At 63.6% G+C, this 26447-nt stretch carries 21 protein-coding genes; 19 read left to right on the forward strand and 2 right to left on the reverse strand.

What is annotated here, in order from left to right; genetic code table 11:
- Window positions 1–3: 3 nt before the first annotated feature.
- From AC56QX_RS29880 to AC56QX_RS29920, 9 genes are all read left to right on the forward strand, one after another.
- Complete coding sequence (locus AC56QX_RS29880; RefSeq protein ID WP_497112119.1) at window positions 4–759, forward strand: SDR family oxidoreductase; 756 nt, start codon at window positions 4–6, stop codon at window positions 757–759.
- Between the two features lie 16 nt (window positions 760–775).
- The gene (locus tag AC56QX_RS29885; RefSeq protein ID WP_497112120.1) at window positions 776–1645 is read left to right on the forward strand and encodes an aldose 1-epimerase; all 870 of its coding nucleotides are present in this window, start codon (window positions 776–778) and stop codon (window positions 1643–1645) included.
- A gap of 132 nt (window positions 1646–1777) precedes the next feature.
- Window positions 1778–2935 carry a fumarylacetoacetate hydrolase family protein gene (locus AC56QX_RS29890; RefSeq protein WP_497112121.1) on the forward strand — a complete coding sequence of 386 codons (1158 nt, stop codon included), beginning with the start codon at window positions 1778–1780 and terminating at the stop codon, window positions 2933–2935.
- Between the two features lie 103 nt (window positions 2936–3038).
- Entirely contained in the window at window positions 3039–4568 is a 1530-nt protein-coding gene (locus AC56QX_RS29895) for a sugar ABC transporter ATP-binding protein (RefSeq protein ID WP_497112122.1), read from the forward strand.
- Window positions 4565–5599, forward strand: coding sequence for an ABC transporter permease (locus tag AC56QX_RS29900; RefSeq protein WP_497112123.1), 1035 nt, complete (start codon window positions 4565–4567; stop codon window positions 5597–5599). Before AC56QX_RS29895 ends, AC56QX_RS29900 begins: the two co-directional genes overlap by 4 nt.
- A gap of 225 nt (window positions 5600–5824) precedes the next feature.
- Window positions 5825–6760 carry a substrate-binding domain-containing protein gene (locus tag AC56QX_RS29905; RefSeq protein WP_497112125.1) on the forward strand — a complete coding sequence of 312 codons (936 nt, stop codon included), beginning with the start codon at window positions 5825–5827 and terminating at the stop codon, window positions 6758–6760.
- Between the two features lie 117 nt (window positions 6761–6877).
- The gene (locus AC56QX_RS29910) at window positions 6878–7864 is read left to right on the forward strand and encodes an ABC transporter permease (RefSeq protein WP_497112127.1); all 987 of its coding nucleotides are present in this window, start codon (window positions 6878–6880) and stop codon (window positions 7862–7864) included.
- A gap of 3 nt (window positions 7865–7867) precedes the next feature.
- Complete coding sequence (locus AC56QX_RS29915; RefSeq protein ID WP_497112128.1) at window positions 7868–8659, forward strand: ATP-binding cassette domain-containing protein; 792 nt, start codon at window positions 7868–7870, stop codon at window positions 8657–8659.
- A gap of 136 nt (window positions 8660–8795) precedes the next feature.
- Window positions 8796–9818 carry a LacI family DNA-binding transcriptional regulator gene (locus AC56QX_RS29920; protein WP_497112129.1) on the forward strand — a complete coding sequence of 341 codons (1023 nt, stop codon included), beginning with the start codon at window positions 8796–8798 and terminating at the stop codon, window positions 9816–9818.
- Window positions 9819–10151: 333 nt separating this feature from the next.
- On the opposite strand, the gene AC56QX_RS29925 is transcribed toward AC56QX_RS29920, so the two are convergent.
- The gene (locus AC56QX_RS29925; RefSeq protein ID WP_497112130.1) at window positions 10152–10742 is read right to left on the reverse strand and encodes a TetR/AcrR family transcriptional regulator; all 591 of its coding nucleotides are present in this window, start codon (window positions 10740–10742) and stop codon (window positions 10152–10154) included.
- A gap of 489 nt (window positions 10743–11231) precedes the next feature.
- On the opposite strand from AC56QX_RS29925, the gene AC56QX_RS29930 reads away from it, so the two are divergent.
- Together AC56QX_RS29930 and AC56QX_RS29935 are read left to right on the forward strand one after the other, a co-directional pair.
- Window positions 11232–14411: an efflux RND transporter permease subunit gene (locus tag AC56QX_RS29930; protein ID WP_497117967.1), complete on the forward strand. Its 3180-nt coding sequence runs from the start codon at window positions 11232–11234 to the stop codon at window positions 14409–14411.
- 15 nt (window positions 14412–14426) lie between these two features.
- Window positions 14427–15581 (forward strand): efflux RND transporter periplasmic adaptor subunit, encoded by a 1155-nt coding sequence (locus AC56QX_RS29935; protein WP_497112131.1) that lies wholly within the window; start codon window positions 14427–14429, stop codon window positions 15579–15581.
- Window positions 15582–15645: 64 nt separating this feature from the next.
- On the opposite strand, the gene AC56QX_RS29940 is transcribed toward AC56QX_RS29935, so the two are convergent.
- Window positions 15646–16554, reverse strand: a complete 909-nt coding sequence (locus AC56QX_RS29940; protein ID WP_497112132.1) for a LysR substrate-binding domain-containing protein — start codon at window positions 16552–16554, stop codon at window positions 15646–15648.
- A gap of 102 nt (window positions 16555–16656) precedes the next feature.
- On the opposite strand from AC56QX_RS29940, the gene AC56QX_RS29945 reads away from it, so the two are divergent.
- From AC56QX_RS29945 to AC56QX_RS29980, 8 genes are all read left to right on the forward strand, one after another.
- Window positions 16657–17445 carry a HalD/BesD family halogenase gene (locus AC56QX_RS29945; protein WP_497112133.1) on the forward strand — a complete coding sequence of 263 codons (789 nt, stop codon included), beginning with the start codon at window positions 16657–16659 and terminating at the stop codon, window positions 17443–17445.
- A 110-nt stretch (window positions 17446–17555) separates the two neighbouring features.
- Window positions 17556–18248 carry a GntR family transcriptional regulator gene (locus AC56QX_RS29950; protein ID WP_497112134.1) on the forward strand — a complete coding sequence of 231 codons (693 nt, stop codon included), beginning with the start codon at window positions 17556–17558 and terminating at the stop codon, window positions 18246–18248.
- A 36-nt stretch (window positions 18249–18284) separates the two neighbouring features.
- Entirely contained in the window at window positions 18285–19391 is a 1107-nt protein-coding gene (locus tag AC56QX_RS29955) for a mandelate racemase/muconate lactonizing enzyme family protein (RefSeq protein WP_497112135.1), read from the forward strand.
- 1 nt (window position 19392) lies between these two features.
- Window positions 19393–20577, forward strand: a complete 1185-nt coding sequence (locus AC56QX_RS29960) for a mandelate racemase/muconate lactonizing enzyme family protein (RefSeq protein WP_497112136.1) — start codon at window positions 19393–19395, stop codon at window positions 20575–20577.
- 266 nt (window positions 20578–20843) lie between these two features.
- A complete protein-coding gene (locus AC56QX_RS29965; protein ID WP_497112137.1) occupies window positions 20844–22508 on the forward strand; it encodes an ABC transporter substrate-binding protein in 1665 nt (554 codons plus the stop codon).
- A gap of 135 nt (window positions 22509–22643) precedes the next feature.
- Entirely contained in the window at window positions 22644–23534 is an 891-nt protein-coding gene (locus tag AC56QX_RS29970) for an ABC transporter permease (protein WP_475460569.1), read from the forward strand.
- The gene (locus AC56QX_RS29975) at window positions 23531–24409 is read left to right on the forward strand and encodes an ABC transporter permease (RefSeq protein WP_497112139.1); all 879 of its coding nucleotides are present in this window, start codon (window positions 23531–23533) and stop codon (window positions 24407–24409) included. The genes AC56QX_RS29970 and AC56QX_RS29975 overlap by 4 nt, the downstream gene beginning before the upstream one ends.
- Window positions 24402–26444: a dipeptide ABC transporter ATP-binding protein gene (locus tag AC56QX_RS29980; RefSeq protein WP_497112141.1), complete on the forward strand. Its 2043-nt coding sequence runs from the start codon at window positions 24402–24404 to the stop codon at window positions 26442–26444. Before AC56QX_RS29975 ends, AC56QX_RS29980 begins: the two co-directional genes overlap by 8 nt.
- Window positions 26445–26447: the final 3 nt, after the last annotated feature.

The raw sequence follows: 26447 nt of genomic DNA on the forward strand, positions 1-26447 counted from the left end.
GCGATGACTATCCTTTCCGGCAAGGTTGTGCTCCTGACCGGTGGTCTGGGTTCGCTCGGCCGCGCCCAGGCTGCCGCGCTTGCCCGCGCCGGCGCGCGCGTGCTCTTGCTTGACCGACCGGAGAATGCCGAAGGGCCTGGCATCGCGGCGGAATTGGCAGCGATAAACAATGGTACGATCGTCTATGTCGGTTGCGACTTAAACCGGTTGGCCGAAGCCGAAGCGACGATCAAGGCACTCGCCGACGAAGAAGGCGCAATCGACATCCTGATCAACAACGCAGCGCTGATCATCAACCGTCCGTTCGAGGAATTTTCGCTCGCGGAATTCGAGGACCAAATTCGCGTGAACTCTTCAGCCGCTTTCGCCTTGGTGCGTGCCTGCGCTCCTGGCATGAAGAAGAGGGGCCACGGGAGGATCGTCAATTTCTGTTCAGTGACGCTGAACGGCCGCTGGGAGGGTTACGTGCCTTATGTAGCCTCGAAAGGCGCCATGCTGGGTCTCACCAAGTCGCTGGCGCGGGAATTGGGACCGCACGGCATTACGGTAAACGCGGTATCGCCCGGCGCCGTCGTTTCCGAAGCGGAGGAGCGCGTTTTCGGAGACCGGCTCAAGGAATACAATGATTGGATCCTGACCAACCAAAGCTTGAAGCGCCGTATCGAGCCGCAGCATGTCGCGGATCTCGTGCTGTTCCTTGTCTCCCCGGCCGCGGACATGATCAGCGGCCAGAACATCAGCGTCGATGGCGGCTGGTAGCGGTGGCCTTCCGTCGATGACAAACAGTGATGTGGTCGAACTTGCCGACGGACGCGCAAGCCTGGTGGTGAGCCCTCGCGAGGGCGCCGCTATCCTGCGCTACGACGCACTGCGCCCCGGCCAGGCGCCGACGCCTCTCATCAAGCCATCGACGGGCCTGTTGAAGTTCGGGTCTCAGCTGCTGATTCCATGGTCGAACCGTATTTCCGGCGGGGGCTTCGAGTTTGAAGGGCGCTTCCATCCGCTCGAGCCCAATGTCGAAGGCGAGCCGTTCCCGCTCCACGGCGACGCTTTTCAAAAGCCGTGGCGGTTGACGCGGCAAACCGGCACTGAAATGGAGCTGGCTCTGGAGGACGGAGCGATCGGACCTTATCGCTACCATGCGAGCGTCCGCTATGCATTGGAGGACGGCGCGCTGTCTGCCGTCCTGACCGTCGAGAACCGGGCCACTATCCACCTGCCCTATGGACTCGGCTTCCATCCCTGGTTTCCGCGCTGCCCGCGCACTCTGCTGCAAGCATCGGCGCACAGGGTCTGGCTGGAGGACGAACGCCATCTGCCGACGGAGGTTGTGTCGCTTGCCTCCCGCCCGGACTGGGATTTCTCGCACGCCGCGCCGCTTCCTGATGCCTGGGTCAACAACGCCTTCGAAGGCTGGAATGGGCGCGCCTCGATCGTTCAGCCGGATGACGCGATCGTCGTCACAGTCGAGGCGTCGCCGTTGCTGAACGTCTTCGTTCTCTATTCACCGGCACGAGACGCTGATTTCTTCTGCTTCGAACCCGTTTCACATCTGGTGGACGCCCATCACGGCAGCGGCCTGACCGCACTGGAACAAGGCGGATCGACAAGCGCGCGTTTGCGTCTACGCTGGGATGAGCTGTAGCGTCGAATCGGGAGTCACTAAGTGGCGCAAGGACATGGTGGCTGAGGGCCTTTCCATTGAGCGTCTGTCGCTCTGGCCGCGCGCACCTTACAACATTGAACCATCCTTCCTTCTGACAAGAGATAGAGAACAATGACGAACACGATGTTCCTGCCTGACGATGGCGTCTTTCTCGGCCGTGCTCGATCACCGGCCGCGCCCCATCCTTTGGTGGTCACGGTGCGTGACGGCACTGTCTTCGACATCACCTCGAGCGTGGCGCCGACCGTGCGTGATGTCTGCGAGATGGCCGATCCGGTAGGGCATGTGCGCTCGGCCAAGGGCAAGCCGATCGGCGCGCTCGATGACATCGCGGCCAACAGTTTCGAGGCGACGCGCAATCCGGCAAAACCCTATCTGCTTTCCCCGGTAGACCTGCAGGCGGTCAAGGCGTCGGGCGTGACCTTCGTCGTCAGTCTGCTCGAACGGGTGATCGAGGAACAGGCGCGCGGCTCGGCGGAAAAGGCCGACGCCATCCGCGCCGATATTGCCGGGCTGATTGGCCACGACCTTTCGAAGCTCAAGCCCGGCTCGTCGGAAGCCATGGAGATCAAGGCCAAGCTGATCGCGCGCGGCGCCTGGTCGCAATATCTGGAAGTGGGCATCGGTCCCGATGCCGAGATCTTCACCAAATGCCAGCCCATGGCCTCGGTTGGCTTCGGCGCCGATGTCGGCCTGCATCCGGTGTCGACCTGGAACAATCCGGAGCCGGAGATTGCCATGATCGCCGCCTCGAGCCGCAGGATCGTCGGCGCCACAATCGGCAACGACGTCAATCTGCGCGACGTCGAAGGGCGCTCGGCACTGCTGCTCGGCAAGGCCAAGGACAACAACGCCTCGGCGTCGCTTGGCCCGTTCATCCGCCTGTTCGACGAAACCTTCTCGATCGACGACGTCAAGCAGGCCGTCGTGCGCCTCAAGGTCGAGGGCGATGACGGATTCGCGCTGGAGGGCGCAAGCTCGATGGCCGAGATCAGCCGTTCACCGGAAGAGCTGGTTGCCGCCGCCATGGGCCCGCACCACCAATATCCGGACGGGCTGACGCTCTATCTCGGCACCATGTTCGTGCCGTCGAAAGACCGCGGCGAAAAGGGCAAGGGCTTTACCCACAAGGTCGGCGACATCGTCACCATCTCGTCGGAGAAATTCGGTGCGCTGGTCAACCGGGTACGGCTGTCGCCCGATTGCCCGCATTGGACCTACGGTGCCAGCCATCTCATGCGCGACCTGGCGAAGGCCGATTTTATCTAGAATCTGTCCGAAACGGCCGCAATCAACACAATTTTATGCGGAATCCCAGTGACGGCGGACGCAATCCGCTTCAAGATCGCGGTGCGGTCGGGGGGCCGTTCCGATGTCCGATTCGCCGATCCTGTTCGTGCGCACCATCGCCAAACGTTTTGGCGGCACGGTCGTGCTCGAAGACATGAACCTTGTGGTCGAGCGCGGCTCGATCCACGCACTGGTTGGCGAAAGCGGCGCCGGCAAATCGACGCTGACGAAAGTGCTGGCGGGCATTGTCCGGCCGGACCGTGGCGTCATCGAATTTGACGGCAAGACCACGACGATCGACAGCCCCAATGCGGCGCGGAAGCTCGGCATTGCCGTGGTTCTGCAGCAGCCAGGACTGTTTCCGGAGCGTCCGGTGCTGGCCAACCTCTTCGTCAACCGCGAGCCGGTCCATAACGGGCTGATCTCGCGGCGCGAAATGGAGGCACGCAGCCGTGACCTGCTGCGCCGGCTTGGTCTCGATGTCGATGTCCATGCCCCGCTCGGCGATCTCGGGTGCGGCGAACAGCAGTTGGTCGCGATCGCCCGCGCGCTTCTGGAAAACCCGAGGCTGCTCGTCCTTGACGACCCGAATTCGGCGCTCGACCAGCGCCAAAGCGAGCGGCTGTTCGCGGTGTTGCGCGGGCTGAAAGCCAGGGGCATGAGCATGCTCTACGTGTCGAACCGGCTGGGGGACGCGCTTGCCATCGCCGACCAGCTGACGGTGATCCGCAACGGCCGTGACGTGCTGTCGAAGGCGCGGCAGGAGCTGACGGCTTCCGAGGAAGCGATGATCGGCCAGTTGCGCCAGTCGCTGTTCCCGCTGCCGCTCAGGGCCTTGCCGACGCTTGCCGGCACGCTGCGACCGCAAGTCACAATCGAAGGGCTCGGCGGCGGCAGACTGAACGGGATCAGCTTCACCGCCCGCGCGGGCGAGATTCTCGGGCTTGCCGGCCCCGGAGCGCCGGATCTGCTCGCGCTGTTGTTCGGGCTGCGCAAGCCGCGCCAGGGCAAGGTGCGTTTTCCCGATGGCGACGGCTTGCCGAGGACGCAGACGGAAGCGGCGCGGCGCAACATCTGCATGATTTCAGGTGAGCGCGGCAACGGGTTGATGCCGGAAAAATCCATCGCCTTCAACATGGCGAACGTCGTCGTCGGCGCACGCAACTGGGGTTCGCGCTGGTACTCAGCCGGTGCAGCGCGCGACCGCGCCGCGCTCCAGATCGAGGCGCTGCGCATCAGGAGCACGCCGGAGATGCCGGCGGGATCGCTTTCGTCCGGTGGCCAGCAGAAGGTGATCATCGCCAAATGGCTGGAAATCGGCCCGCAAATGGTGCTGCTCGACGAGCCGGCCCGCGGCATCGACATCGGCAGCAAGCAGGAGATCTACGCCTTGATCCGCCAAATGGCGGCCAGCGGCTGCATCGTGCTGCTGCATTCCAATGAGCTGTCGGAACTGACCGGGCTCTGCGATCGCATCCTTGCATTGCACCAGGGCAGGCTGGCCGGCGAAATCGCCGGCGACGATATGGATGTGGGCAGGCTTCTGAAGCTGATCACGGCGGGCAAGCCTGCGGACGAAAACCGACAAACCAGCCGGGAGAGTGCAGCATGACCAGGACCGATACCGCGCCGCTGCTTGCCGGTTCAGCGAACCGTCGACCCGGACGCCGTATTCGGCTGCCGGCCGAGACCGGTGCTGTCGTCGCCCTCGCCCTGTTGGTCGCGATGCTGGGTTGGCTGAGCCCGGCCTTCCTCCAACCGGCCAACCTGCTGTCGGTGCTGGGCCAGGCTGCCCTGCCCGGCCTGCTCGCGATCGGCATGGTGTTCGTGCTCGCAGCCCGCGAGATCGACATTTCGGCCGGTGCGGTGTTCCATCTCTCAGCGACCTCCACCGCCTTGCTGATGGTTGCCGGCGTGGACCCCTGGCTTGCCGCGCTGGCGGGTGTCGCGGCTGGCGCCGGCCTTGGCCTGATCAACGGCCTGCTGGTGATCGCGCTGCGCCTGCCGGCTCTGCTGGTGACGCTCGGCACATGGTGGATGATCCAGGGGCTGTCGCTGGTCGTTGGCAAGGGACAGACAATCGCGCCGCCGGGCACAAACGGTAGCTTCTTCACGACCCTGTCGGGCAAGGCGTTCATGGTCGTGCCGGCGGCGGGCATCGTCTTCATCGTGCTGGCGCTGGCGATGCATGTCGTGCTTCACCGCACCCGCTTCGGCTACCGGGTCCAGGCCGTGGGCAGCAATCCGCAGGCTGCCGCCTATGCCGGCATTCCAACAGGCAAGGTCAAGGTGCTGACGCTGGTGTTGATGGGGGCGATGGCCGGGCTTGCCGGCGTGATCCATGTCGGCGCCCAAGGCGCCATTGCCCCGGGTGACGGCGGCACGTTCGCCCTGCTGGCGATCGCGGCGGCCATCATTGGCGGCACATCGCTTTCAGGCGGCAACGGCAGCGTCATCGGTGCCGCGATCGGCATGCTGGTTCCGCAGGCAATAATGAGCGCCATGACCTTGCTCGGCGTGGATGCCATCTGGGCCGCCTTCACCACCGGTGCCTTGGTCGTGCTTGCCCTCGCGGTCGACCGGCTGGTCAGGATGTGGCGCAACTGGCGCGCCGATCGCGCCCGGGACAATCCGCTCGGCTGAGCCTCGACGCCAATCATCCGGCTGGCCGGAAAAATCAACCCAACTGATGCAATCTGATGGGTCTGCTGATGGCGCCGCGTCAGGCGCCATCTACATCTGCAGATGGAGGCTTGCCATCCGTCGAAAAAGGGAATGCTCTGAGGCATCCGAGCGGCGCTGGCAAAAGACGCAATCCGGCCGAAGCCGGAACAAGGGACGGATCATCTTCAACCGGGAGGAAATCAAATGCTGACAAGACTAAGACTTGTGCTCTACGGCCTGCTGGTGGCGCTGACGCTCGTTCCGGCGGCGGCGCAGGCCAAGACATTCTACTGGATTTCACATGGCGGCCCGGCCGATCCGGTCTGGACCTACTTCCTGGCCGGCGCCAAGCAATGGGCAAAGGACACCGGCAACACCGTCAACACCTCGTTCCACAATGGCGACGTCGCCTCCCAGCAGGAAGCGGTTCGCGCCGCGCTCTCGGCCAAGGCCGACGGCATCGTCACCACCAGCCCCGATCCGGGCAGTCTTGTCGAGATCGTCAAGGAAGCCCGCGCGGCCAACATCCCGATCATCAACTTCAACACGCCCGATCCCAAGGCCAATTTCAACGCCTATGTCGGCGGCGACAACGTGACCTTCGGCAAGCACTGGGCGCAATATCTGGTCGACAAGGGCCTGGTGAAGAAGGGCGACTTCGTCTGGATGCCGGTCGAGATCCCCGGCGCCACCTATGGCGTCCAGGAAGAGGAAGGCATCAAGAGCGTCTTCGGACCGCTCGGCATCACCTATGAAGTGACCGAGGCGACGCTCGATCAGGCCGAGGTGATCAACCGCATGGTCGACTACCTCACCGCCCACAAGGGCAAGGTCAACGCCATCATCGGCCTCGGCGACCTCGTCACCGGCTCGATCAAGCGGGTCTTCGATCAGGTCGGCGTCAAGCCGGGCGAAATTCCGGTCGTCGGCTGGGGCAATTCGCTCGACACCACCCAGGAAGTGCTGAACGGCTATGTCAATGCCGGCCAGTGGCAGGACCCGCAGGCGACCAGCTATGTCGCGCTGTCGCTTGCCAACATGGCCGCCAGCGGCATTCCTCCGGGCTTCAACGTCATCACCGGCGCGCTCTACGAAAAGGACACCGCGCAGGTCTACGACAAGATCCTGTCCGGCAAGTAACATCCCAGACCCAGGCAGTCGCGATCGTATCCACGGTCGCGACTGCCTTGTACCTTCGCCGAGCCTCGCCGGATCCGGCGCAGGTGTCAGCCATTCCCATCATGTCGCGGGTTATCAGTGGAAAATCATTCGCTTGTCCAACGCCTGATCGCGCGGCCTGAATTCGGTCCCTTCGTCCTGCTCGTGATCGAGATCGGCGTTTTCTGGGGCTTCAACCACGATTTCCTGTCGCCGCAGAATATCTCCAACACGCTGGCCTTCACTGTCGAGCTCGGCCTGATCGCCCTGGCGATGACCTTGCTGATGACGTCAGGCGAATTCGACCTGTCCGTCGGCTCCCTGTTCGGCTTCTCGCCGGTGCTGATGTGGACGCTGTTCAACAGCGGCGTCACCTCGCTGGAGATGGGCTTCGTCGTCGCGCTGGTGGTCGCCGCCCTGATCGGCCTGGTCAATGGCTGGTTCGTCACCCAGCTCAAGATCCCGTCCTTCCTGGTGACGCTCGGCATGCTTCTGGTGGTGCGCGGCAGCGCGCTTTTCATCACCGATGGTTTTCCGCAGCGCACCTGGAGCGCCGAAGGCAGCTGGCTGGCGGAAGCGCTGGTCGGCGACTTCTTCATCGGGCCGTTCCGTATTTACATGTCGCTGTTCTGGTTCATCGCCGCGGCGATCGCGCTCGGCTATGTGCTGACGCAAAGCCGGACCGGCAACTGGATCCAGGCGGCGGGCGGCAATCCCAACGCGGCACGCGCCCGCGGCGTCAATGTCAACCGCGTCAAGATCGGCCTGTTCGTGCTGTCGTCGCTCATGGCCTCGCTGGCCGGCGTCATCTCCTCGCTGCGTACCTCCGCCGCCAACCCCAACAGCGGCACCGGTTACGAGCTCGAAGTCATCGCCATGGTGGTGATCGGCGGCACGGCGCTGACCGGCGGGCGCGGCACCATCATCGGCACCGTGCTCGGCATCCTGATCCTGCGCGTGATGCGCAACGGCATCGTGCTGATTGGCGTGCCGGGCCTTGCCTACAACATCTTCATCGGCGCGATCATCCTTGGCATGATGGCGCTCCACTCATGGCTGGAACGCCGGCATCAGGCAGGGACTTGAACCATGGCCGAGCCATTGATCCGCATGCAGAACATCCGCAAGTCCTATGGCCGCGTGCAGGCGCTCGAGGACGCCAATTTCCATGTCAATGAGCGCGAGATCGTTGGCCTGCTCGGCGACAATGGCGCCGGCAAGTCGACGCTGATCAAGGTCTTGTCGGGCGCCGTGCCGCTGACCAGCGGCGACATCTTCATCCGCGGCAAGAAGGTCAGCCTGCGCAGTACCAGCGACGCCATCGCCCATGGCATCGAGACGATCTACCAGGACTCGGCGCTGGTCACGCAACTGTCGATCGCGCGCAATCTTTTCCTCGGGCGCGAGCCGATCAAGCCGCCGCGTTTCCTCAACCGCATGGACCAGGAAGCGATGAACACTGTCGCCCGCGACCTGCTCAAACAGGTCGGCATCTCGAAGAACATTCCACCAACGACGCCGATCGGTTCGCTGTCCGGCGGCGAGCGACAGGCGGTGGCGATCGCGCGCGCCATGCATTTCGACAGCGACCTGATCATTCTCGACGAGCCGACCAACAATCTTGGCGTCGCCGAAACACAAGGGGTGCTGAGTTTCGTGCGCAGCGCCCGCGATTCCGGCCATTCCTGCATCTTCATCGCGCACAACATCCACCATGTCTTCCAGGTGGTCGACCGCATCGTCGTCATGCGCCGGGGCAAGGTGGTCGCCGACGACATCGACCCGAAGAAGACGACCGTGACGGAAGTCGAACGGATCATCACCGGCATGTCGGACAAGGAAATCCGCGACGCCGTCGCCGGCGACAAGCCGTCGCACTGAGGACGGGCGGAAGCCGCCTTGGCGAAGCAGCCGAATGCGCAGCGCGGTGATGGGTGTCGATCACCTGTCCTCAGATCGCATCGCCCACCAAATCGCTTGTCTGGCGCGCCATCGCGTCGGCGCATAGGGTTGCGGCATGAAGGCCACCGTCTCCGACATCGCCAGGAATTGCGGGCTCTCGACCGCGACGGTCGACAGGGTGCTCAATAACAGGCCCGGCGTCAGTGCGGCCAACCGGCAGCGCGTCATGGAGGCCGCCAAGCAGCTTGGCTATCTGCCGGTCGCCGACCAGGTGACGCTTCCTTCGAAGCCCGCCAACCTCGAATTCTTCCTGCCGATCGGCAGCAACGCCTTCATGCAGGATCTGGCAAAACACATCGAGGACTATGCAGCGCGCCTGCCGCTGGTCGCGTCCTGCCGGATCCACAACCTCGCCGGCATCTCGCCGAACGCGCTGCAGAGCGCCGTCGAAAACCTGTCGCTGAGGGCCAATGGCGTCGGTGTCATCGCCGTCGACCATCCCCGAACCCGCAACATCCTGCGTGACATTGTCGAAGCTGGTATCCGCCTGGTGACGCTGGTCTCCGATATTCCGACCGCTCCCCGCTCGGCCTATGTCGGCATCGACAACCGGGTGGCCGGGCGAACGGCTGCACTTTTGATGGGACGCTTCCTCGGCGGCTGCGAGGGCCATCTGGCGATGGTCGTCGGCTCGCGCTCCTACCGCGGTCATGAGGAGCGTGAAATGGGCTTTCGCTCCGTGCTCGGCGAAGAGTTTCCCAACCTGACCATCAGCAGCGCCGTCGAGATCAACGACGAACCGGATGCCAGCTATGCCGAGACCATGAAGGCGCTGCGAAACGAGCCGGAATTGCTCGGCATCTATTGCGTCGGGGCCGGACGCTCCGGCGTGGCGAAAGCCATCCGCGAAGCCAGGCCCAACCGCAAGCCGGTGTTCATCTGCCACGACCTGACACGGGAAACGCGTGGCTATCTTGTCGACGATCTCGCTGACGTCGTCATCGACCAGAACGCCAGGCTGATCGCCGAACAGTCGGTCATCCGCCTGCTCGGCTCCATTGCCTCATCGGCGCCCTACCTGACACGTAAATTCATCGAGCCGCGCCTCATCTTCAGGGAAAACGTCCCGGTTCAGTGAGGCGGAACAGTCCGGGGCAAAGCCGGCTTCGCGCATTTGTAGGATAATTGACACGGCAAATCTGCACAGCTGCTATGCACAATTCATTGTTGCCGAATCATTGGGCAACTCGTAGGTTCTGGTTGTCGGCCATCTACTCCTCCCAGATGCGATGCCGACGCTGAATGGGGTGCACCTCCTCCCGCGCCACATTCGAAATCGAGCCCGCTGCCACCTCCTCCCGGCAGCGGGCTTTTTTCGTTCAAAGGGGAAATAGCGGTATTAGCCACGCCAAAGCGCGCCACGCATCGCGCTTGGCCGCACGACGGAATGGCGCGTCAGCAGCGGTTCAATTCAACCGGCGGCAGTGCCCCGGAAGGAAACGATCAGCCCTTCGGCCATGCGCACGAACTGCATGCTCGGACCTTCGGCGCCTACGGTCTGCACGCTGACACGCGCGCCCTCGAACAGCAGAGATAGCGTATCCGCCAGAAGTTCGGCCTGCCCAATGCCGGCATCCCGGCATAGCGTCACAAGACGGTGGCGCTGGGCTTCCTTGAGCTCCTTGATCACCAGCCTGGCCGGATGGTCCGGCTCGGTCAGCTCAGCGGCGGCATTGGCCATGTCGCAGCCGCGGCCATCGGCATTGAGCATGGCGGCGGCTTTGCGAACCCAAGCATGCAGTTGCGCGAGCTTGTCGCCGGGAAATTCGGCCTCGAAGGCGTCCCACATCGCGCCGGCCTTGGCCGCATTGGCGCGCAGGCACTCGACGATCAGTTCGTCCTTGGATTCGAAGTGACGATAGAGCGTCATCTTGTTCGTGCCGGCAGCTTCGGTGATGGCGTCGACGCCGACGCCCTTGATGCCATGCTTGTGGAACATGTCACGCGCCGTCTCCAGGATTCGATCCCGGGGACGTGAGCGTTCCACGACGCCGTCTGTCATCATGATCTCCTTTCGTTTCCTAAAAACCACGGCCACCTCTTGACTAGGGTGTTACCGGTCTGTAACTATGCAAATGTTACTTACTGGTAACACCTATGTCGCCTTCCGTCAATAACAAGGCCGTGAACTGGTCCTGCCAGATCGGAATGAGCGAAAAACTGCGGTTCATGCGGCTCCGGCCGGTGAAGAGATGAAAAACGGTTCGCGAGCATGGGCTGCGAATCGACAGACAAGGAGCCGGCCAATGCCACAGCGCCGCGATCTTACCATAGATGAGGCCGTCCGGGATCCGATGATCCGGCTGGTCATGAAGGCAGATGGGGTCGACCCCCGCGCCTTCGAGAAGATGCTTCGCTCGCTTGCCGATGAGCAGCGTCGTGAGGTGCCGTTGCTGCGGTCACGGGAAGCCTCCCGTGACGGGCACGGCCAGTTGTCTAGGGTTGCCAGTGCCTTCGGGCGGGCAAGAGCAGCCGGCGAGGCATGTGTGTCGTGGTAAATTTCTTCATCCACCGTCCAATCTTCGCCTCGGCGATCGCCATCATCATGGTGCTCGCCGGGACGATTTGTTATTTCCTGCTGCCGGTCTCGCAGTTTCCCGACATCACGCCGCCCCAGGTCGTGGTCAGCGCCCACTATCCGGGCGCCAGCGCGCAAGTCGTGGCCGATACGGTGACGACGCCGCTGGAGCAGCAGATCAACGGCGTGCAAGGCATGACCTACATGTCGTCGACGAGCTCCAATGACGGCTCCTCGACCATCACCATCACCTTCGATGTCGGCTATTCGCTGAGCACCGCCGCCGTCGACGTCCAGAATCGCGTCTCGCAGGCGGCCTCGTCGCTGCCGGCGATCGTCAACCAGGGCGGCGTGACGATCAAGAAGCAGAACCCGAACTTCGTCCTGATCGTCAACCTGACCTCGCCCGACAAGTCCATCGATCCGGTGGCGCTCTCGAACCTTGCCTATCTGCAGGTCGTCGATCCGCTGAAGCGTCTGCAAGGCGTCGGCGACGTGCAGATTTTCGGTGAACGGCGCTATTCGATGCGCGTCTGGCTCGACCCGGACAAGCTCGCCAATCTCGGCATCACCGCCGTCGACGTGCAGAATGCCATCGCAGAGCAGAACGTCCAGGTGGCGGCCGGCAAGATCGGCCAGTCGCCGGCTCCGGCCGGCACAGCCTTCGAAATGCAGGTCAACGCCGTCGGCCGCCTGAGCGACCCGAAGGAATTCGGTGACATCGTGGTGCGCGCCAACACCGACACCGGCTCGCTGGTGCGGCTGCGCGATGTCGCCCGCATCGAGCTCGGCGCCCTGCAATATTCGTCCTCGGCCTTCTTCGGCAAGGACCCGACGGTGGTGCTCGCCGTTTACCAGATGCCCGGCTCCAACGCGCTCGACCTTCAGCAGCGCGTCAAGGACAAGATGCAGGAACTGTCCGGCCGTTTCCCGAAGGGCGTGTCCTACGCGATGCATTACGATACGACGCGCTTCGTCTCGGCCTCGATGCATGACGTGCTTATCACGCTCGGCGAAGCCCTGGTGCTGGTCGTCGCCGTGGTGTTCGTCTTCCTGCAGAGCTGGCGCACGACCATCATCCCGACCATCGCCATTCCGGTGTCGCTGGTGGCGACGCTCGTCGTCATGGAGATGATGGGCTTCTCACTCAACATGCTGTCTTTGCTCGGCATGGTGCTGGCGATCGGCCTTGTCGTCGACGATGCCATCGTGGTGGTCGAGAATGTCGAACGACAGCTCGAGGCTGGATTGAAGCCACTGGCGGCGACCAAAGCCGCCATGGCTGAAGTCACCGGCCCGATCATCGCCACCACCGCCGTGCTGATGGCGGTGTTCGTCCCGGTCGCCTTCATTCCCGGCGTTTCCGGCAAGCTCTACAACCAGTTCGCGCTGACGGTGGCGATTTCGGTCGGTATTTCCGCCTTCAACTCGCTGACGCTCAGTCCCGCGCTCAGCGCTGCCTTCCTGCGCCATCGCGGCGAGACGCAGTTCGTGCTGTTCCGCTGGTTCAATACGGGTTTCGACAAACTGTCGCATGCCTATGCGCACGGCGTGCGTATTCTCATCCGCTTGCGCTGGATCATGCTCGGCCTGTTCGCTGCCGGGCTGGTTGCCACCTATTTCGTATGGCAGAAGCTGCCCTCGACCTTCCTCCCGGTCGAGGACCAGGGTTATTTCTTCGTCGTCATCCAGTTGCCCGACGGTGCCTCGCTGGAGCGTACCGACGCGGTGGCACAGAAGGCGCGCGACATCCTGCAGGCGACACCCGGCGTCGACATTGTCGGCTCGATCAGCGGCCTGAACTTCCTGACCAGTGCCGCGCAGTCGAACTCGGCGGTCGAGTTTGCCATTTTGAAGCCCTGGGAGGAGCGTACGCCCGACCAGAGCGCATCGAAGCTGGTTGCCGACGTGCGCGGCAAGCTGTTGCAGATACCAGAAGCCTTCGCGCTGAGCTTCGATCCGCCTTCGATACCGGGTATCGGCACCACGGGCGGCTTCGAATTCGTCGTCGAGGATCTGACCGGTCGCGGCAGCACGGCCCTCAACGACGCGACGCAAGCCGTGATCGCCGAGGCGCGCAAGCAGCCGGAAATCAATCCGCAGCAGTTGTTCTCGCCGTTCTCGACCTCGACGCCGCAGTTCAACTACGACCTCGACCGCAGCAAGGCCAAACTGCTAGGCCTGAACCTGCCTGACGTCTTCAACACGCTGCAGATCTATCTCGGCTCGCTCTACGTGAACGACTTCAACCTGTTCGGCCGCACTTTCCGGGTGACCATACAGGCCGACAAGGACGCACGTGCGGGTGCCGCTGACATATCGCGGCTCTATGTGCGCAATGCGTCGGGCGGCATGGTGCCGCTCAGCACACTGGGCAAGCTGGTGCCGTTCGTCGGACCGGAAACCGTGCCGCACTACAACAACAATGCCTCCGCCTCGATCAATGGCGGCGCCGCACCCGGCTACTCCTCGGGCCAGGCCGTCGCTGCCATGGAACGGGCTGCGGCCACTGCACTGCCCAGGGATTTCGGCTTCGAATGGACCGGCATCACCTTCCAGGAACTCAAGGCAGGATCGATCGCGTCCGTCGTCTTCGGCCTCGCCATCGTCTTCGTCTTCCTGATCCTGGCGGCGCAGTATGAGAGCTGGGCGATGCCGTTCATGGTGCTGCTGGCGGTGCCATTGGCCTTGTTCGGTGCCTTCGCAGCCCTCTGGGTGCGCGGCATGCAGATCGACGTCTATTCGCAGATCGGCTTCGTCATGCTGATCGGCCTGGCTGCGAAGAACGCCATCCTGATCGTCGAATTCGCAAGACGACGGCGCGAGGAAGGCCTCAGCATCATCGACGCGGCAATGGAAGCCGCGCGGCTGAGACTCCGGCCGATCCTGATGACGGCCTTCGCCTTCATCCTCGGCGTGCTGCCGCTGATGTTCGCGACAGGCGCTGGTGCGGCAAGCCGGCAGTCGATCGGCACCACCGTGTTTGGTGGCATGGTTGCCGCGACCATCCTGTCGCTGGTGTTCGTGCCGGTCTTCTACGCGGTCATCGAACAATTGCGGGAGCGCCGTGAAAGCGGCGAACCCGCCTCCTCCAAACACACTGAACCAACTGCCGAACCCGCCTTCCCTCCCCTGGCGGAAGCGGCTGAATAAGATTGGAGACTAATTATGCGTAAATGGAAAATCGCTTTAGGAACGGCTGTCGCGCTGGGCGCGATCTCGGTGGCCAGCGTCCACCTGCTCGACATGGGCAACCTCAGGCTCAGCGCCGGCACGGCTGGAGCGGCGACGCCGGCTCCAGCGGCATTCGTCATGCCGGTGCCGGTGGCGAGCGTGATCAAGAAGACGATCCCGATCTATCTCGACTATGCCGCCCGCATCGAGCCGATCCGCAGCGTCACGCTGCAAGCGCGCGTGCCTGGCTATCTGCAGGAACAAACGGCGCAAGACGGCGCCGACGTCCGCCAGGGCGACCTTCTCTACAAGATCTCGCCTGACGACTTCCAGGCCGCGCTCGACCAGGCAAAAGCCCAGGTCCAGCGCGATACGGCGACACTCGACTATGCGCGTTCCAATCTCGGCCGCGGCACAGAATTGGCCAAGAGCGGTTACCTGGACAAGGACAGTTTCGACCAGCGCACCAGCACCTTGCGCGAAGCGCAAGCGTCGCTGGCGCTCAACCAGGCGGCCGTGCGCACGGCGGAGCTCAATCTGAGCTACGCAGAGATCCATGCGCCGTTCACCGGGCGCCTGGGGCGCAACCAGGCCTCGGTCGGAACGCTGGTCAGCGTCGCCGGCACGGTGCTCAACACGCTGGTGCAGCTCGACCCGATCTATGTCACCTTCAATCCGAGCGAGACGGATCTGACCGAGATCGAGCAGGCCCGCGCAGACGGCCCGATCGAGGTCGAGGTCCTGCTTCCAGGTGAGACCGAGACCAGCCAGAAGGGCGAACTCACCTTCATCGACAACACGGTCGACCATTCGACCGGCACCATCACCGCACGCGCCACCATCGGCAATGCGAAGTTCACGCTGATGCCTGGCCAGTATGTTCGCGTGCGGCTGCATATCAGGCAGCAGCCCGACGCGCTGATGGTGCCGCAGACGGCGCTGGGTTCGAGCCAGCTCGGCAAATATCTCTATGTCGTCGGCAAGGGCAACACGGTCGACCAGAGACTGGTCTCGCTCGGCCCGACCAGCGGCGATCTGGTGGCCATCCTGAGCGGCGTCGCCGAAGGCGACCAGGTGATCACAGGCAATCTGCAGAAGATCGGGCCCGGAATGCCGATCTCGCCACTGCCACAGAAACCGGCTACCTGAACCCCCCGCAGGCCCGGTTTTTGCGCGGCGCCCCGGCCTTCCCACAGGTCGGGGCGCCATTTTTTCAAGTCGCGGGCGCCGTTTTCACGAGCAGGCCGACAAGAGCGGCGACATCGGCGCGGTCAGCCTTGGCCGGCGGCATGAAGGCGCAATAGGGATGACCGAGGCGCACCGAAACAGCGGAAAGCGCAATCAGGCGGCCGGCCTCCAGATCGGCCTGCGCCATCACCCGCTGGCCGAGCGCAACCCCCAGACCCAGCCTCGCTGAAGCAATCGCCAGACTGGACAGGCCGACGCGCCGCCCATGCGACGGGTCTGGCGAGCGGCTGCCGCCGCATGCCGCGAACCAATCGGCCCAAGTCGGGTGCGAGGCATAGTTCGGCCCCCAATTGGTGTGGATGAACAGGCTCTCATGCAGACCTGTGAGACCCGGATCGCCATCGCCGTGCCGGTGCCAGAATTCCGGCGCGCAGACCGGCAGCACATCGTCATGGACAAGACGGACCATGCGCAGGCCGGGATAGTGATAGTCGCCATAGGAGATGCGCAGATCGACATTCTGGCGCATCAGGTCAATCGGATCGTCCTCCGCCCGTACATCAATCGCCATATGCGGGAAGGCATCGAGAAGTGCGGCCAATCTCGGCGCCAGCCAGAGTTCGGCCAGCGAGAACGGTACGCTGACCACAAGCCGTGTCCTCAAGCCGCCTTCCAACATGCGCTGGCCGATGGCGGCTATGTCGCCCAAAGCGCGCGCCGTCTGCGGATAGATGGCGTGGCCGGCGTCGGTGAGCGTGATGCGGTTGCCTGTACGCACGAACAACTGCTTGCCGAACCAGGTTTCGAGATTGCGGATCTGCTGGCTGACCGCCGCCGAGGACACACCAAGCTCGCTCGCGGCCAGGGTGAAGCTGCCGGCTCGGGCCGCGACTTCGAAGGCCTTGATCGCGTTCAGCGGTGGCAACCGTTCCATGGCAGGCTCCATAAGTTTTTCTTGGTCAGTCGTAATAATTTTCCGCGTTGAGGGAAAGAATTTTTTGCCGTCTTCTGTGTCCAACCCCTTGGAGCACCCGACATGAAAGACATTCTCGATCTCGACCGCTATCCGCTCGACCGCGAAGGCAGCGCCGCATGGAACCATCTCGTCGAACAGTCGATCGAAGCCCTCAGGGCCGACGGCATGTTCAATCTCGAAGGTTTTTTGCGGCCTGGTATCGCTGAACGGGCGGTGCGGGAAATCAAGCCGGTGATGGACACGCAGTCCCATGTGCACAAGCGCATGCACAACATCTACTTCAAGCCCGATATCCCCGAACTCGCACCCGAACACCCAGCGCTGCGCAAGGTCGAAACCATCAGCCACACTGTCTGCGCTGACCAGATTCCCGGCAGCACCGTGCTTGCCATCTATGAGTATGAACCGCTGGTGCGGTTCCTGGCGGCGACCATGGACAAGGAAAAACTGCATGTCATGCAGGATCCGCTGGCGCGCACCAACGTCATGGCCTATCGCGCCGGCGAGGCGTTGAACTGGCATTTCGACCGTTCGGAATTCACCACGACGCTGCTGCTGCAGCAGGCGGAGCGCGGCGGTGACCTCGAATACCGCACCGATCTCAGATCGGATGACAATCCGAATTATGAGGGCGTCGCGCGGCTGCTCGAAGGGCGTGATCCCGACGCAAAGATCCTGCGTATGATGCCGGGTACGCTCAATGTCTTTCGCGGCAAGAACACCGCGCACCGTGTCACCACGGTCGAAGGCGAGCGCGAACGCATGATCGCGGTGTTTTCCTACTATGAGAAGCCAGGCGTGATGTTCAGCACCGAAGAACGGGTTGGCTTCTACGGCCGCGCGGCTTGAGCCGCCCAAACCTCATTGCCGAGCGACGACGCAAAAATCCGAAAATGCCATCTTGTTAGATTGTCGACAATCTGATTGTCTTGCCTTCTGTTCTCGCTGGAGTGGGCCGGATGGTGAAGACGGATTTCAGCCCGATTGCCGACACGACGCGCCGCGCCGAAATCGTGGCGCTGCTGCGGCGCGCGATTCTGACCGGCCAACTGCAACCCGGCCAGAAGCTCAATGAGCTCAGGATTTCCGAACAGATGCGGGTCAGCCGTGCGCCCCTGCGCGAAGCGATGCGCGAGCTGGTGCAGGAAGGCATCCTGACCAGCATTCCCTATGCCGGCACCTTCGTCATCGACGTCACGGCCAAGGACATCGACGATGCCTATTCGCTTAACCAGGTGCTGGACGAGTTCGCCATCGAGTGCACCTGGCCGCTGCGCGACCAGCGCTTCTTCGACGAGCTTGACCGGCGCCACGAAGCGGTGAAGCAGGCGACCCGCAACCTCGACACCACAAGGCAGATCGAAACGGCGCTGCAACTGCATGGGCTGATCTACGAATGGGCCGACAATTCCGTGCTGCTGGAAACGTGGCAGCGGCTGACCAGCCGGCTGCAGATGTATTTTGCGCTGCACCAGCATGCGCGCAACGAGCCGGTGCCGGCCGAGGACGTCCATGAGGTTTACGTGCAGTTGCTCAAGGGCACCGACATGCGCGCTGCCCAGCGCCATGCCCGCGAGCATATCCACCTCGATTTCGAACAGCTGCTTTCTTATGCACGCGGCCTCGAACAGCGCCCATCAAGGGGCGCCTGATCAATTCCCCAGACATTGCAGCCAACGGACAGACACGTGCGGATCGAAACCATCAAAGCCTACCATGTCGTGCAGCCCTTCGTGGACGGGCCCTACCGCATGTCCAAGGGGCGCGAAGCCGACGCCTTCGGCGCGGTGATCGTCGCCATTACCGCCGACAGCGGCCTGACCGGCTGGGGCGAGATGGCGCCGCTCGGCAACTTCTATTCGGCGGCGTTCCCGGCCGGCACCCGCGCCGGCGTGCCGGAAATCGCGCCGCACCTCATCGGCCACGATCCGCGTGGCCTGGCCAGCATCGGCCGGCTGATGGACACGGTGTTCAAGGGCCATCCCTACATCAAGTCGGCGCTCGACATGGCCTGCTGGGACCTCGCCGCACGCGCCGCCGACGTGCCGCTGGTGACGCTGCTCGGCGGCAAGGAGAGCGACACGGCGGAACTCTACAAGGTCGTCACCCATGGCAGCGTCGACGCCATGGCGGCACTGGCGAAGCGGATCGTCAAGGACGGCTTCCACCGACTGCAGGTCAAGGTCGGCGGCAATGTCCATGACGACATCGAGCGCGTCACCGCGGTCGCCGCTTCGGTGCCGAAAGGCACCGTGATCTTCTGTGATGCCAATGCCGGCTGGACACCCTATCAGGCACGGCAGTTTGCTGATGCCACGCGCGCCATCGACTATACGTTCGAGCAACCCTGCACGACGATCGACGAGAACATGTCGGTGCGCCGAATGCTCGACAAACCGATGGTGCTCGACGAATCCGTCACCTCGCTCGAGGCAATGCTGGAAATCCATCGCCTGGGTGCGGCCGACGGATTGACGCTGAAGATTTCGCGGCTGGGCGGTATCACCAAGACCCGTCTGATCCGCGACGTCGCCGTCGATCTTGGTTTCATGATCACGGTCGAGGACACTGGCGGTGCCGAGATCGACACCGCAGCGATGGCGCATCTGTCGCTGTCGACACCCGAGGAGCGCCGGCTGCACGCGATTGCCTTCCACGAATGGGTGACGGTGCGCACAGCCTCGAACAAGCCGCCGGTCACCGGCAGCCGCATGGGCATTCCAGACGGGCCGGGCCTTGGCATCGACGTCGTTCCCTACCTGCTCGGCACACCGTTCTTCGAGATCGGCGGCTGAGATGAAAATCCGCAGCATCAAGGCCACGCCGATCAATCTTCGCCTCGAAGCGCCCTATGGCTGGGTCTTTGGCGAGCTCGACGGCTTTTCGCAGACCATTGTCGAGGTCGAGACCGAGGATGGGCTGATCGGCCTCGGTGAGGCGCCGACGCCGGCGGCAGCCGCCATCATCAATGATGTTCTGGCCGCGCGGCTGGTCGGCCGCGATGCCTTCGATATCGCCGGCGCCGAGCATGTCTGCCTGCCCTACTGGACCGGCGTGCAGTCGATCAACGACCGCACCCGCATCATGGCCTTCGGCGCCCTCGAGATGGCGCTGTGGGACCTGCGCGGCAAGGCGTGGAACCAGCCGCTCTACCAGCTGCTCGGTGGCGCCGTGCGCAAGGACATCCCGTTCACCGACTATTTCTCGCTGCGCGGCGACGGACCAAAGGTGAAGGGCGAGACGACGCCGGAAGAAGTCGCCGACTATTGCGTCGAACTGCACGAGACGCATGGCACCACCTTCTTCGAAGGCAAGTTCTCGACGCAAGACCCGAAGGTCTCGCTGAGAATGATCGAGCTGATCCGCGAAAAGCTCGGCGACGAGGCGATGATCCGCATCGATTCCAACCAGGCCTATTCGCTCAGCACCGCACGGCGGCTGGCGCGACCGCTCGAAGAGCTCGGCGTGCGCAACTGGGAGGATCCGGTGGCGACGATCGAGGAGATGCGCCAGTTGCGGCAGCATTGCTCGATCCCGTTCTCGACCCACAACATCGACATTGCGCGCGCCATGGACCTCAAGGTTCCGGACGCCTTCGTCGGCAATCCGACGGCGCATGGCGGCATCGGCCGCATGCTGCGCTTCGTTGGCGCCTGCGAGCACGCCGGCGTCGATTTCTGGTGCTACAGCGGCGACAGCGGCATCGGCAGCGCGGCCTATCTGCATCTGTGCGCCGCACTCGGCTGGATCCGGGAGCCGAACCAGTCGCTGTTTCGCATGCAGCCCATGGACATCACCGAGGAAGGGCCGTTTTCGCCAAGGAATAATGTCGTGCGCGTGCCCGAAGGGCCCGGCCTCGGCGTCACCTTGTCGCGGAAAAATCTCGCGGCCTGCCATCGCGATTTCGTCGAGAACGGCCCGTGCAACAAATATCACGACCCGGCGAAGCCCGGCACATATCGCCGCCTGCCGCTGAATTAGAAGACAGAGAACGGAAAGGAGACTTGTTCAACAACAAGAAGTCCGCGCCGCGATTGGATCGTGACGACAGGACCTGACGGGTGGAAGCATTGCCTCAAGAAAATCTGACCCCTGCGCCGCCAGGATCGGATGGACCAGACAAAGCCGCATGCTACAGTCCCGGTCGAACTCACGTCGTTGATGGCCGGGGCAAGGAGAACTCCACGGAATTTCGTCAACCGGAAGTGCATTCTCAGCCATAAGAAATAGGGGAAAGGGTTAAACCCATGAGCAAGAACTATCGCATTCTCGACCTGATCCGGCGCAGCCGCTCGCCGCTCGAAAATCACCTGATCGACGGCCTCGTCGACGGCCGTGTCAGCCGCCGCGACTTCATTCGCCACGGCAGCCTGCTCGGCCTGTCGCTGCCGCTTCTGGGCGGTATCACCACGGCGGCCGGCTTCGGCAGCATGCCGTCGCTCGCCCGCGCCGCGGGTGCCGCCGGCGCCACCATCCGCGTCGCCAGCAGCGTGCCGGCCGCAGCGATCGACCCGGTCACCATTGCCGATGCCGGCGGCCTCGTCGTGCTGCAGCAGGTTGCCGAATTCCTCTGCGTCGACGGCCCAGATCTCGTGCTGAAGCCGGCTCTGGCGGAAAGCTGGAAGCCGAACGATAAAGGCACGGTGTGGACCTTCAAGCTGCGCAAGGGCGTGAAATTCCACTCGGGCGGCGAGATGAAGGCCGACGATGTCGTGGCCAGCATCGACCGCCTTGCCGACCCGGCAAACTCGTCCAACGCGCTGTCGGTGTTCACCGGCATCCTGCAGAAGGGCGCCACCAAGAAGGTCGACGACTATACGGTGGAATTCCATCTCGACGCACCGAACGGCAACTTCCCCTACATGGTATCGTCGGACAACTACAACGCCGTCATCATCCCGGCGAGCTACAAGGGCGACTACGAGAACAGCTTCGACGGCACCGGCCCGTTCAAGATCGAAAAATACACGGCCAAGGTCGGCGCCTCTTTCGTGCGCAACGACAACTATTGGGGCGAGAAGGCGCTGCCGGATCGCAGCGAGTTCACCTTCTTCGCCGACATGCAGCCGATGATCCTGGCGCTGCAGGGCGGACAGGTCGACATCATCAACCAGATGCCGGTGCTCGCGGGCGTCGCCCTGCTCAGTGATCCGGGTGTCGACATCATCAGCCTGAAGTCGGTCGCGCACCAGCAACTGCATCTGCGCTGCGATTCCGATCCGTTCAAGGACCCGCGCGTGCGCCGCGCCATTGCACTCAGCCTCGATCGCGACAAGCTGGTCGCCGGCCTGATGAAAGGCCGCGCTTCGCCCGGCAACGACAGCCCGTTCGCGCCTGCCTATCCGTCGACCGATACGAGCGTGCCGCAGCGCAAGCAGGACATCGCGCAGGCCAAGCAGCTGATGGAAGCGGCCGGCGCCGGCAAGGGTTTCAAGGTGACGCTGACCACCGAGCGCTATCTGGAAATTCCCGAATACGCCCAGCTCATCCAGAACTGGGTCAAGGAGATCGGCATCGAGCTCGAGCTCAACATCCTTGACCAGGGCGCCTATTACGGAGACGCGGTGTTCGGCAAATCGAACTGGCTGGATTCGGTGATGGGCATCACCGACTATGGTCACCGCGGCGTGCCGAACGTGTTCCTTGCAGCACCCCTGAAAAGCGACGGCACGTGGAACGCCGCGCACTTCAAGAACAAGGACTACGACACGCTGGCAAACAGCTATATCGGCGCGCTCGATCTCGAGGCGCAGAAGGCTGACGCCGGCAAGATCCAGAAGCTGCTGCTCGAGGAAACGCCGGTTATCTTCGGCTATTTCTACGACTACCTGACGGCGACGGCTAAGGGCGTGGCCGGCGTGCAGCCGACCGCCATGTCGCAGCTGTTCCTCGAAAAGGCAACGAAGGCCTAAAGCGAAAAGGGAAAGCCAATCCTGTAACAGCCAGCTCCCGCATGGGGGCTGGCTCCACAAGGAGTCTTAGCCATTCTCTCCTTCTTTGCACGGCGCATTTCCCTGTCGCTCGTCACGCTGTTCCTGCTCAGCATCATGGTGTTTCTGGGCGGCCAGGTGCTGCCCGGCAATGTCGGGCGCGCGATCCTTGGGCCGTTCGCCGACCAGCGCGCGGTCGACGCGCTCAATCACACGCTGGGCGTCGATCGCCCGCTGCTCACCCAGTATGCGACCTGGATCTGGAACTTCGTCCGCGGCGACATGGGCACGTCCTACATCTTCCGCTCGCCGGTGGCGCCATTTGTCATCGACGCCTTGGGGAATTCGATGAAGCTGGCCGCCGTCGCCTTCGTGCTGGTGGTGCCGATCGGGATCCTCGGCGGCGTCATTGCCGCGCTCAACCTCAACCGCCCGCTCGACCGCATCATCAGCCTTGGCGGCCTGTCGGTGACGGTGCTGCCGGAGTTCGTCACCGGCATCATCCTGATCCTTATCTTCGGTGTATGGCTGCGCTGGCTGCCGATCTCGGCGGCCTGGCCGAAGGATGCCGGCTTCTTCACCCAGCTCTATTACCTGATCCTGCCGTCACTGCCGCTGTTCTTGGTGCTGTTCGGCTATATCGCGCGCATGGCGCGCTCCGGCATGATCGAGGCGCTCGATTCCGACTATACGCGAACGGCGGTGCTCAAAGGCCTGCCCTGGCGCACGGTGATCTGGCGCCATGTGCTGCGCAATGCGCTGCTGCCGACCATCACCGTCATCGCCACGCAAACCGGCTATCTCATCGGCGGCCTGGTGGTGATCGAGACGCTGTTCCGCTACCAAGGCATCGGTTCGCTGATCTTCACCGCCGCGCGCGGCAAGGACTTTCCGATGCTGGAATCGGGCATCCTCACCATCGGCATCGTCTATGCCGTGGCCACATTGATCGCCGACTTCCTCTATTCCGTGCTTAATCCGCGCATCCGGCTGGGGTCAGACCAATGAGCGCCGTCCAGACCACCTCTCCCCCACAAGACGACACGCGCCGGCGCAGCCCCATGGCGGAGGTCTTTTTCTCGCTGCTGCGCTCGCGAACCTTCCTCGTCGGCCTCGTCATCGTGCTGTTCTGGGTCGCCTGCGCACTGTTCGGCGAACATTTTGCGCCCTATGACCCGCTTGCCGATGACATCATCAACGCGCTGGCGCCACCCTCGCGCGAACACTGGTTCGGCACCGACCAGATCGGCCGCGACGTCTTCTCGCGCGTCATCGTCGGCTCGCGCGATATCCTCACCGTCGCCCCGCTGGCAACGCTGCTGGCTACGGTGGCAGGTACGGCACTTGGCCTGCTCACCGGCTATTTCCGCGGCATCGTCGACGATGTCGTCAGCCGCATCCTCGAAGCCTTCATGGCGATCCCCGTGGTCATTGTCGCACTGCTCGCCATCGTCGCGCTCGGCACCTCCAAGACCACCGTCGTCGTCGTCATTGGCCTGAGCTTCGCGCCAATCATCGCGCGCACCGTGCGGTCGGCGGTGCTGGCCGAGCGCGAACTCGACTATGTCGCCGCCGCCCAGCTCCGGCATGAGAGCGCGCTGCATACGATGTTCGTCGAGATCCTGCCCAACGTCATCCCGCCGATCCTGGTCGAGACCACCGTGCGGCTGGGCTACGCCATCTTCGCGGTCGCCACGCTGTCCTTCATGGGTTTTGGCATCCAACCGCCATCACCCGACTGGGGGCTGTCGATCTCCAGCAATTACGGCATGATCGGCGGCGGCTTCTGGTGGACGGTGCTGTTCGACGCACTCGCCATCGCCTCGCTGGTGATCGGCGTCAACCTGGCGGCCGATGGCGTCCATGGAGCGCTCAATGACTAACTCCGCAAAGGCCGAAAACGCCCTCGAACTCAGCGATCTGTCGGTTGCCTACCGCGTGGCCGGGCGCAACCGCGCCGTGCTGCGCAATCTCAGCCTCAACATCAGGCAAGGCGAGGCCTATGGGCTGGTCGGCGAATCCGGTTGCGGCAAATCCACCGTAGCGCTCACCGTCGTGCGCTATCTGCCGAGGAACGGCTCGATATCGGGCGGCGCCATCTCGCTCGACGGCCAGGACGTCATGAAGCTCGATGCCGAGGCCTTGCGGCGCGCGCGGGCCGAAAGCGTCTCGATGGTCTACCAGGATCCCGGCAAGGCGCTGAACCCGTCGATCCGCATCGGACGCCAGCTGACCGAGATCTTCGAGCTTGCCGGCATCACGGGCAAGGTGGCTGAGGACCGCGCCATCGCCATGCTCAACCGCGTGCGCATCTCTGATCCGCCGAGCGTCATGCAGCGCTACCCACACCAGCTCTCGGGCGGCATGCAGCAGCGCGTGGCGATCGCCATGGCGCTGGCCAACGATCCCTCGATGCTGATCCTCGACGAACCGACGACCGGGCTGGATGCCACGGTCGAAGCCGAGGTTCTCGATCTGATCGCGCAGCTCAGGCAAGAGCTGTCGGCCTCGATCCTGTTCATCAGCCACAACCTCGCCGTCGTCTCCAACATGTGCGACCGGGTCGGCGTGCTCTATGCCGGCATGCTGGTGGAGGAAGGACCGACGGATGTCGTCTTCAACGATCCGCGCCATCCCTATACGGTTGCCCTGCTGCGCTGCCTGCCTCGCGGCGGCCAGCGCAAGGACCAGGGCCGCCTCGACACCATTCCGGGCTTTCTGCCTGGCATTGGCGCCGACATCAAGGGTTGTGCCTTTGCCGACCGCTGTGCGCTCGCCGATGATCGCTGCCGCTCCGAATTGCCGCCGCTCTATGATCTGAGTGACGAGCGCGGAAAACGCCTGTCGCGTTGCTTCCATCACGACAAGGCGCAGGCCCTGCCGCGCGCCACACCCAGCGATGTTGTGCCTGCACCAAAGCCGGAAGCGGCACCGGTGCTGCGTGTCGCCGGGCTGAACAAGACCTATGCCAGCCATGGCCAGCCCCTGCGCGCCGTCAAGGATGTCTCGCTTGATCTGCGGCCCGGAGAGACGCTCGGGCTGGTCGGCGAATCCGGCAGCGGCAAGACCACCTTCGCCAGGCTGCTGCTCGGCCTTGTGCCGCCCGATGACGGCGGCACCATCGAGCTCGAGGGCAAGGCGCTGGCGCCGAAGCTGGAGAACCGTGGCGACGACCAGGTCAAGGCGATGCAGATCGTCTTCCAGAACCCGGACTCAGCCCTCAACCGCTCGCATTCGATCCGCCACATCCTCGGCCGCGCCTTGAAGCGGCTGGCCGGCCTCTCCGGCAAGGCGCAGGAGGCGCGCCTCGACGACCTCGTCCGCTCGGTGCGCCTCACCGACCGGCATCTGGCCGTCAAGCCGCGTCAGCTGTCAGGCGGGCTGAAGCAGCGCGTCGCCATTGCGCGCGCCTTCGCCGGCGATCCGCGCATCGTCGTCTGCGACGAGCCGACCTCGGCACTCGACGTCTCCGTCCAGGCGGCGATCCTCAACCTGCTCGCCGACCTGCAGTCCAAGGAGGATGTCAGCTACATCTTCATCTCGCACGACCTTGGCGTGGTGCGTTACCTCTCCGACAAGATCGCCGTGCTCTATCTTGGCCGCATCATGGAGATCGGGCCATCGGAGGAAGTCTTCTCCGGGCCGCATCATCCCTATACCGAAGCGCTGCTGTCTGCCGTGCCAAAGCTCGACCAGACCGAGACGGCGCGCATTCGCCTCGACGGCGAGATCCCCAGCGCCACCAACCCGCCCCCGGGCTGCGTCTTCCACACACGCTGCCCGCGCAAGATCGGTCCGATCTGCGAGCAACAGGAGCCGCCGCTCGCCGAGGCGCAGCCCGGCCATTCGATCCGCTGCCATATTCCCTATGCGGAACTGACGAGGCTGCAGAAGCCAGTCGTGACTGAGCCGGCATAGCAA

Source organism: Mesorhizobium sp. RCAM 06353 (assembly GCF_059683585.1).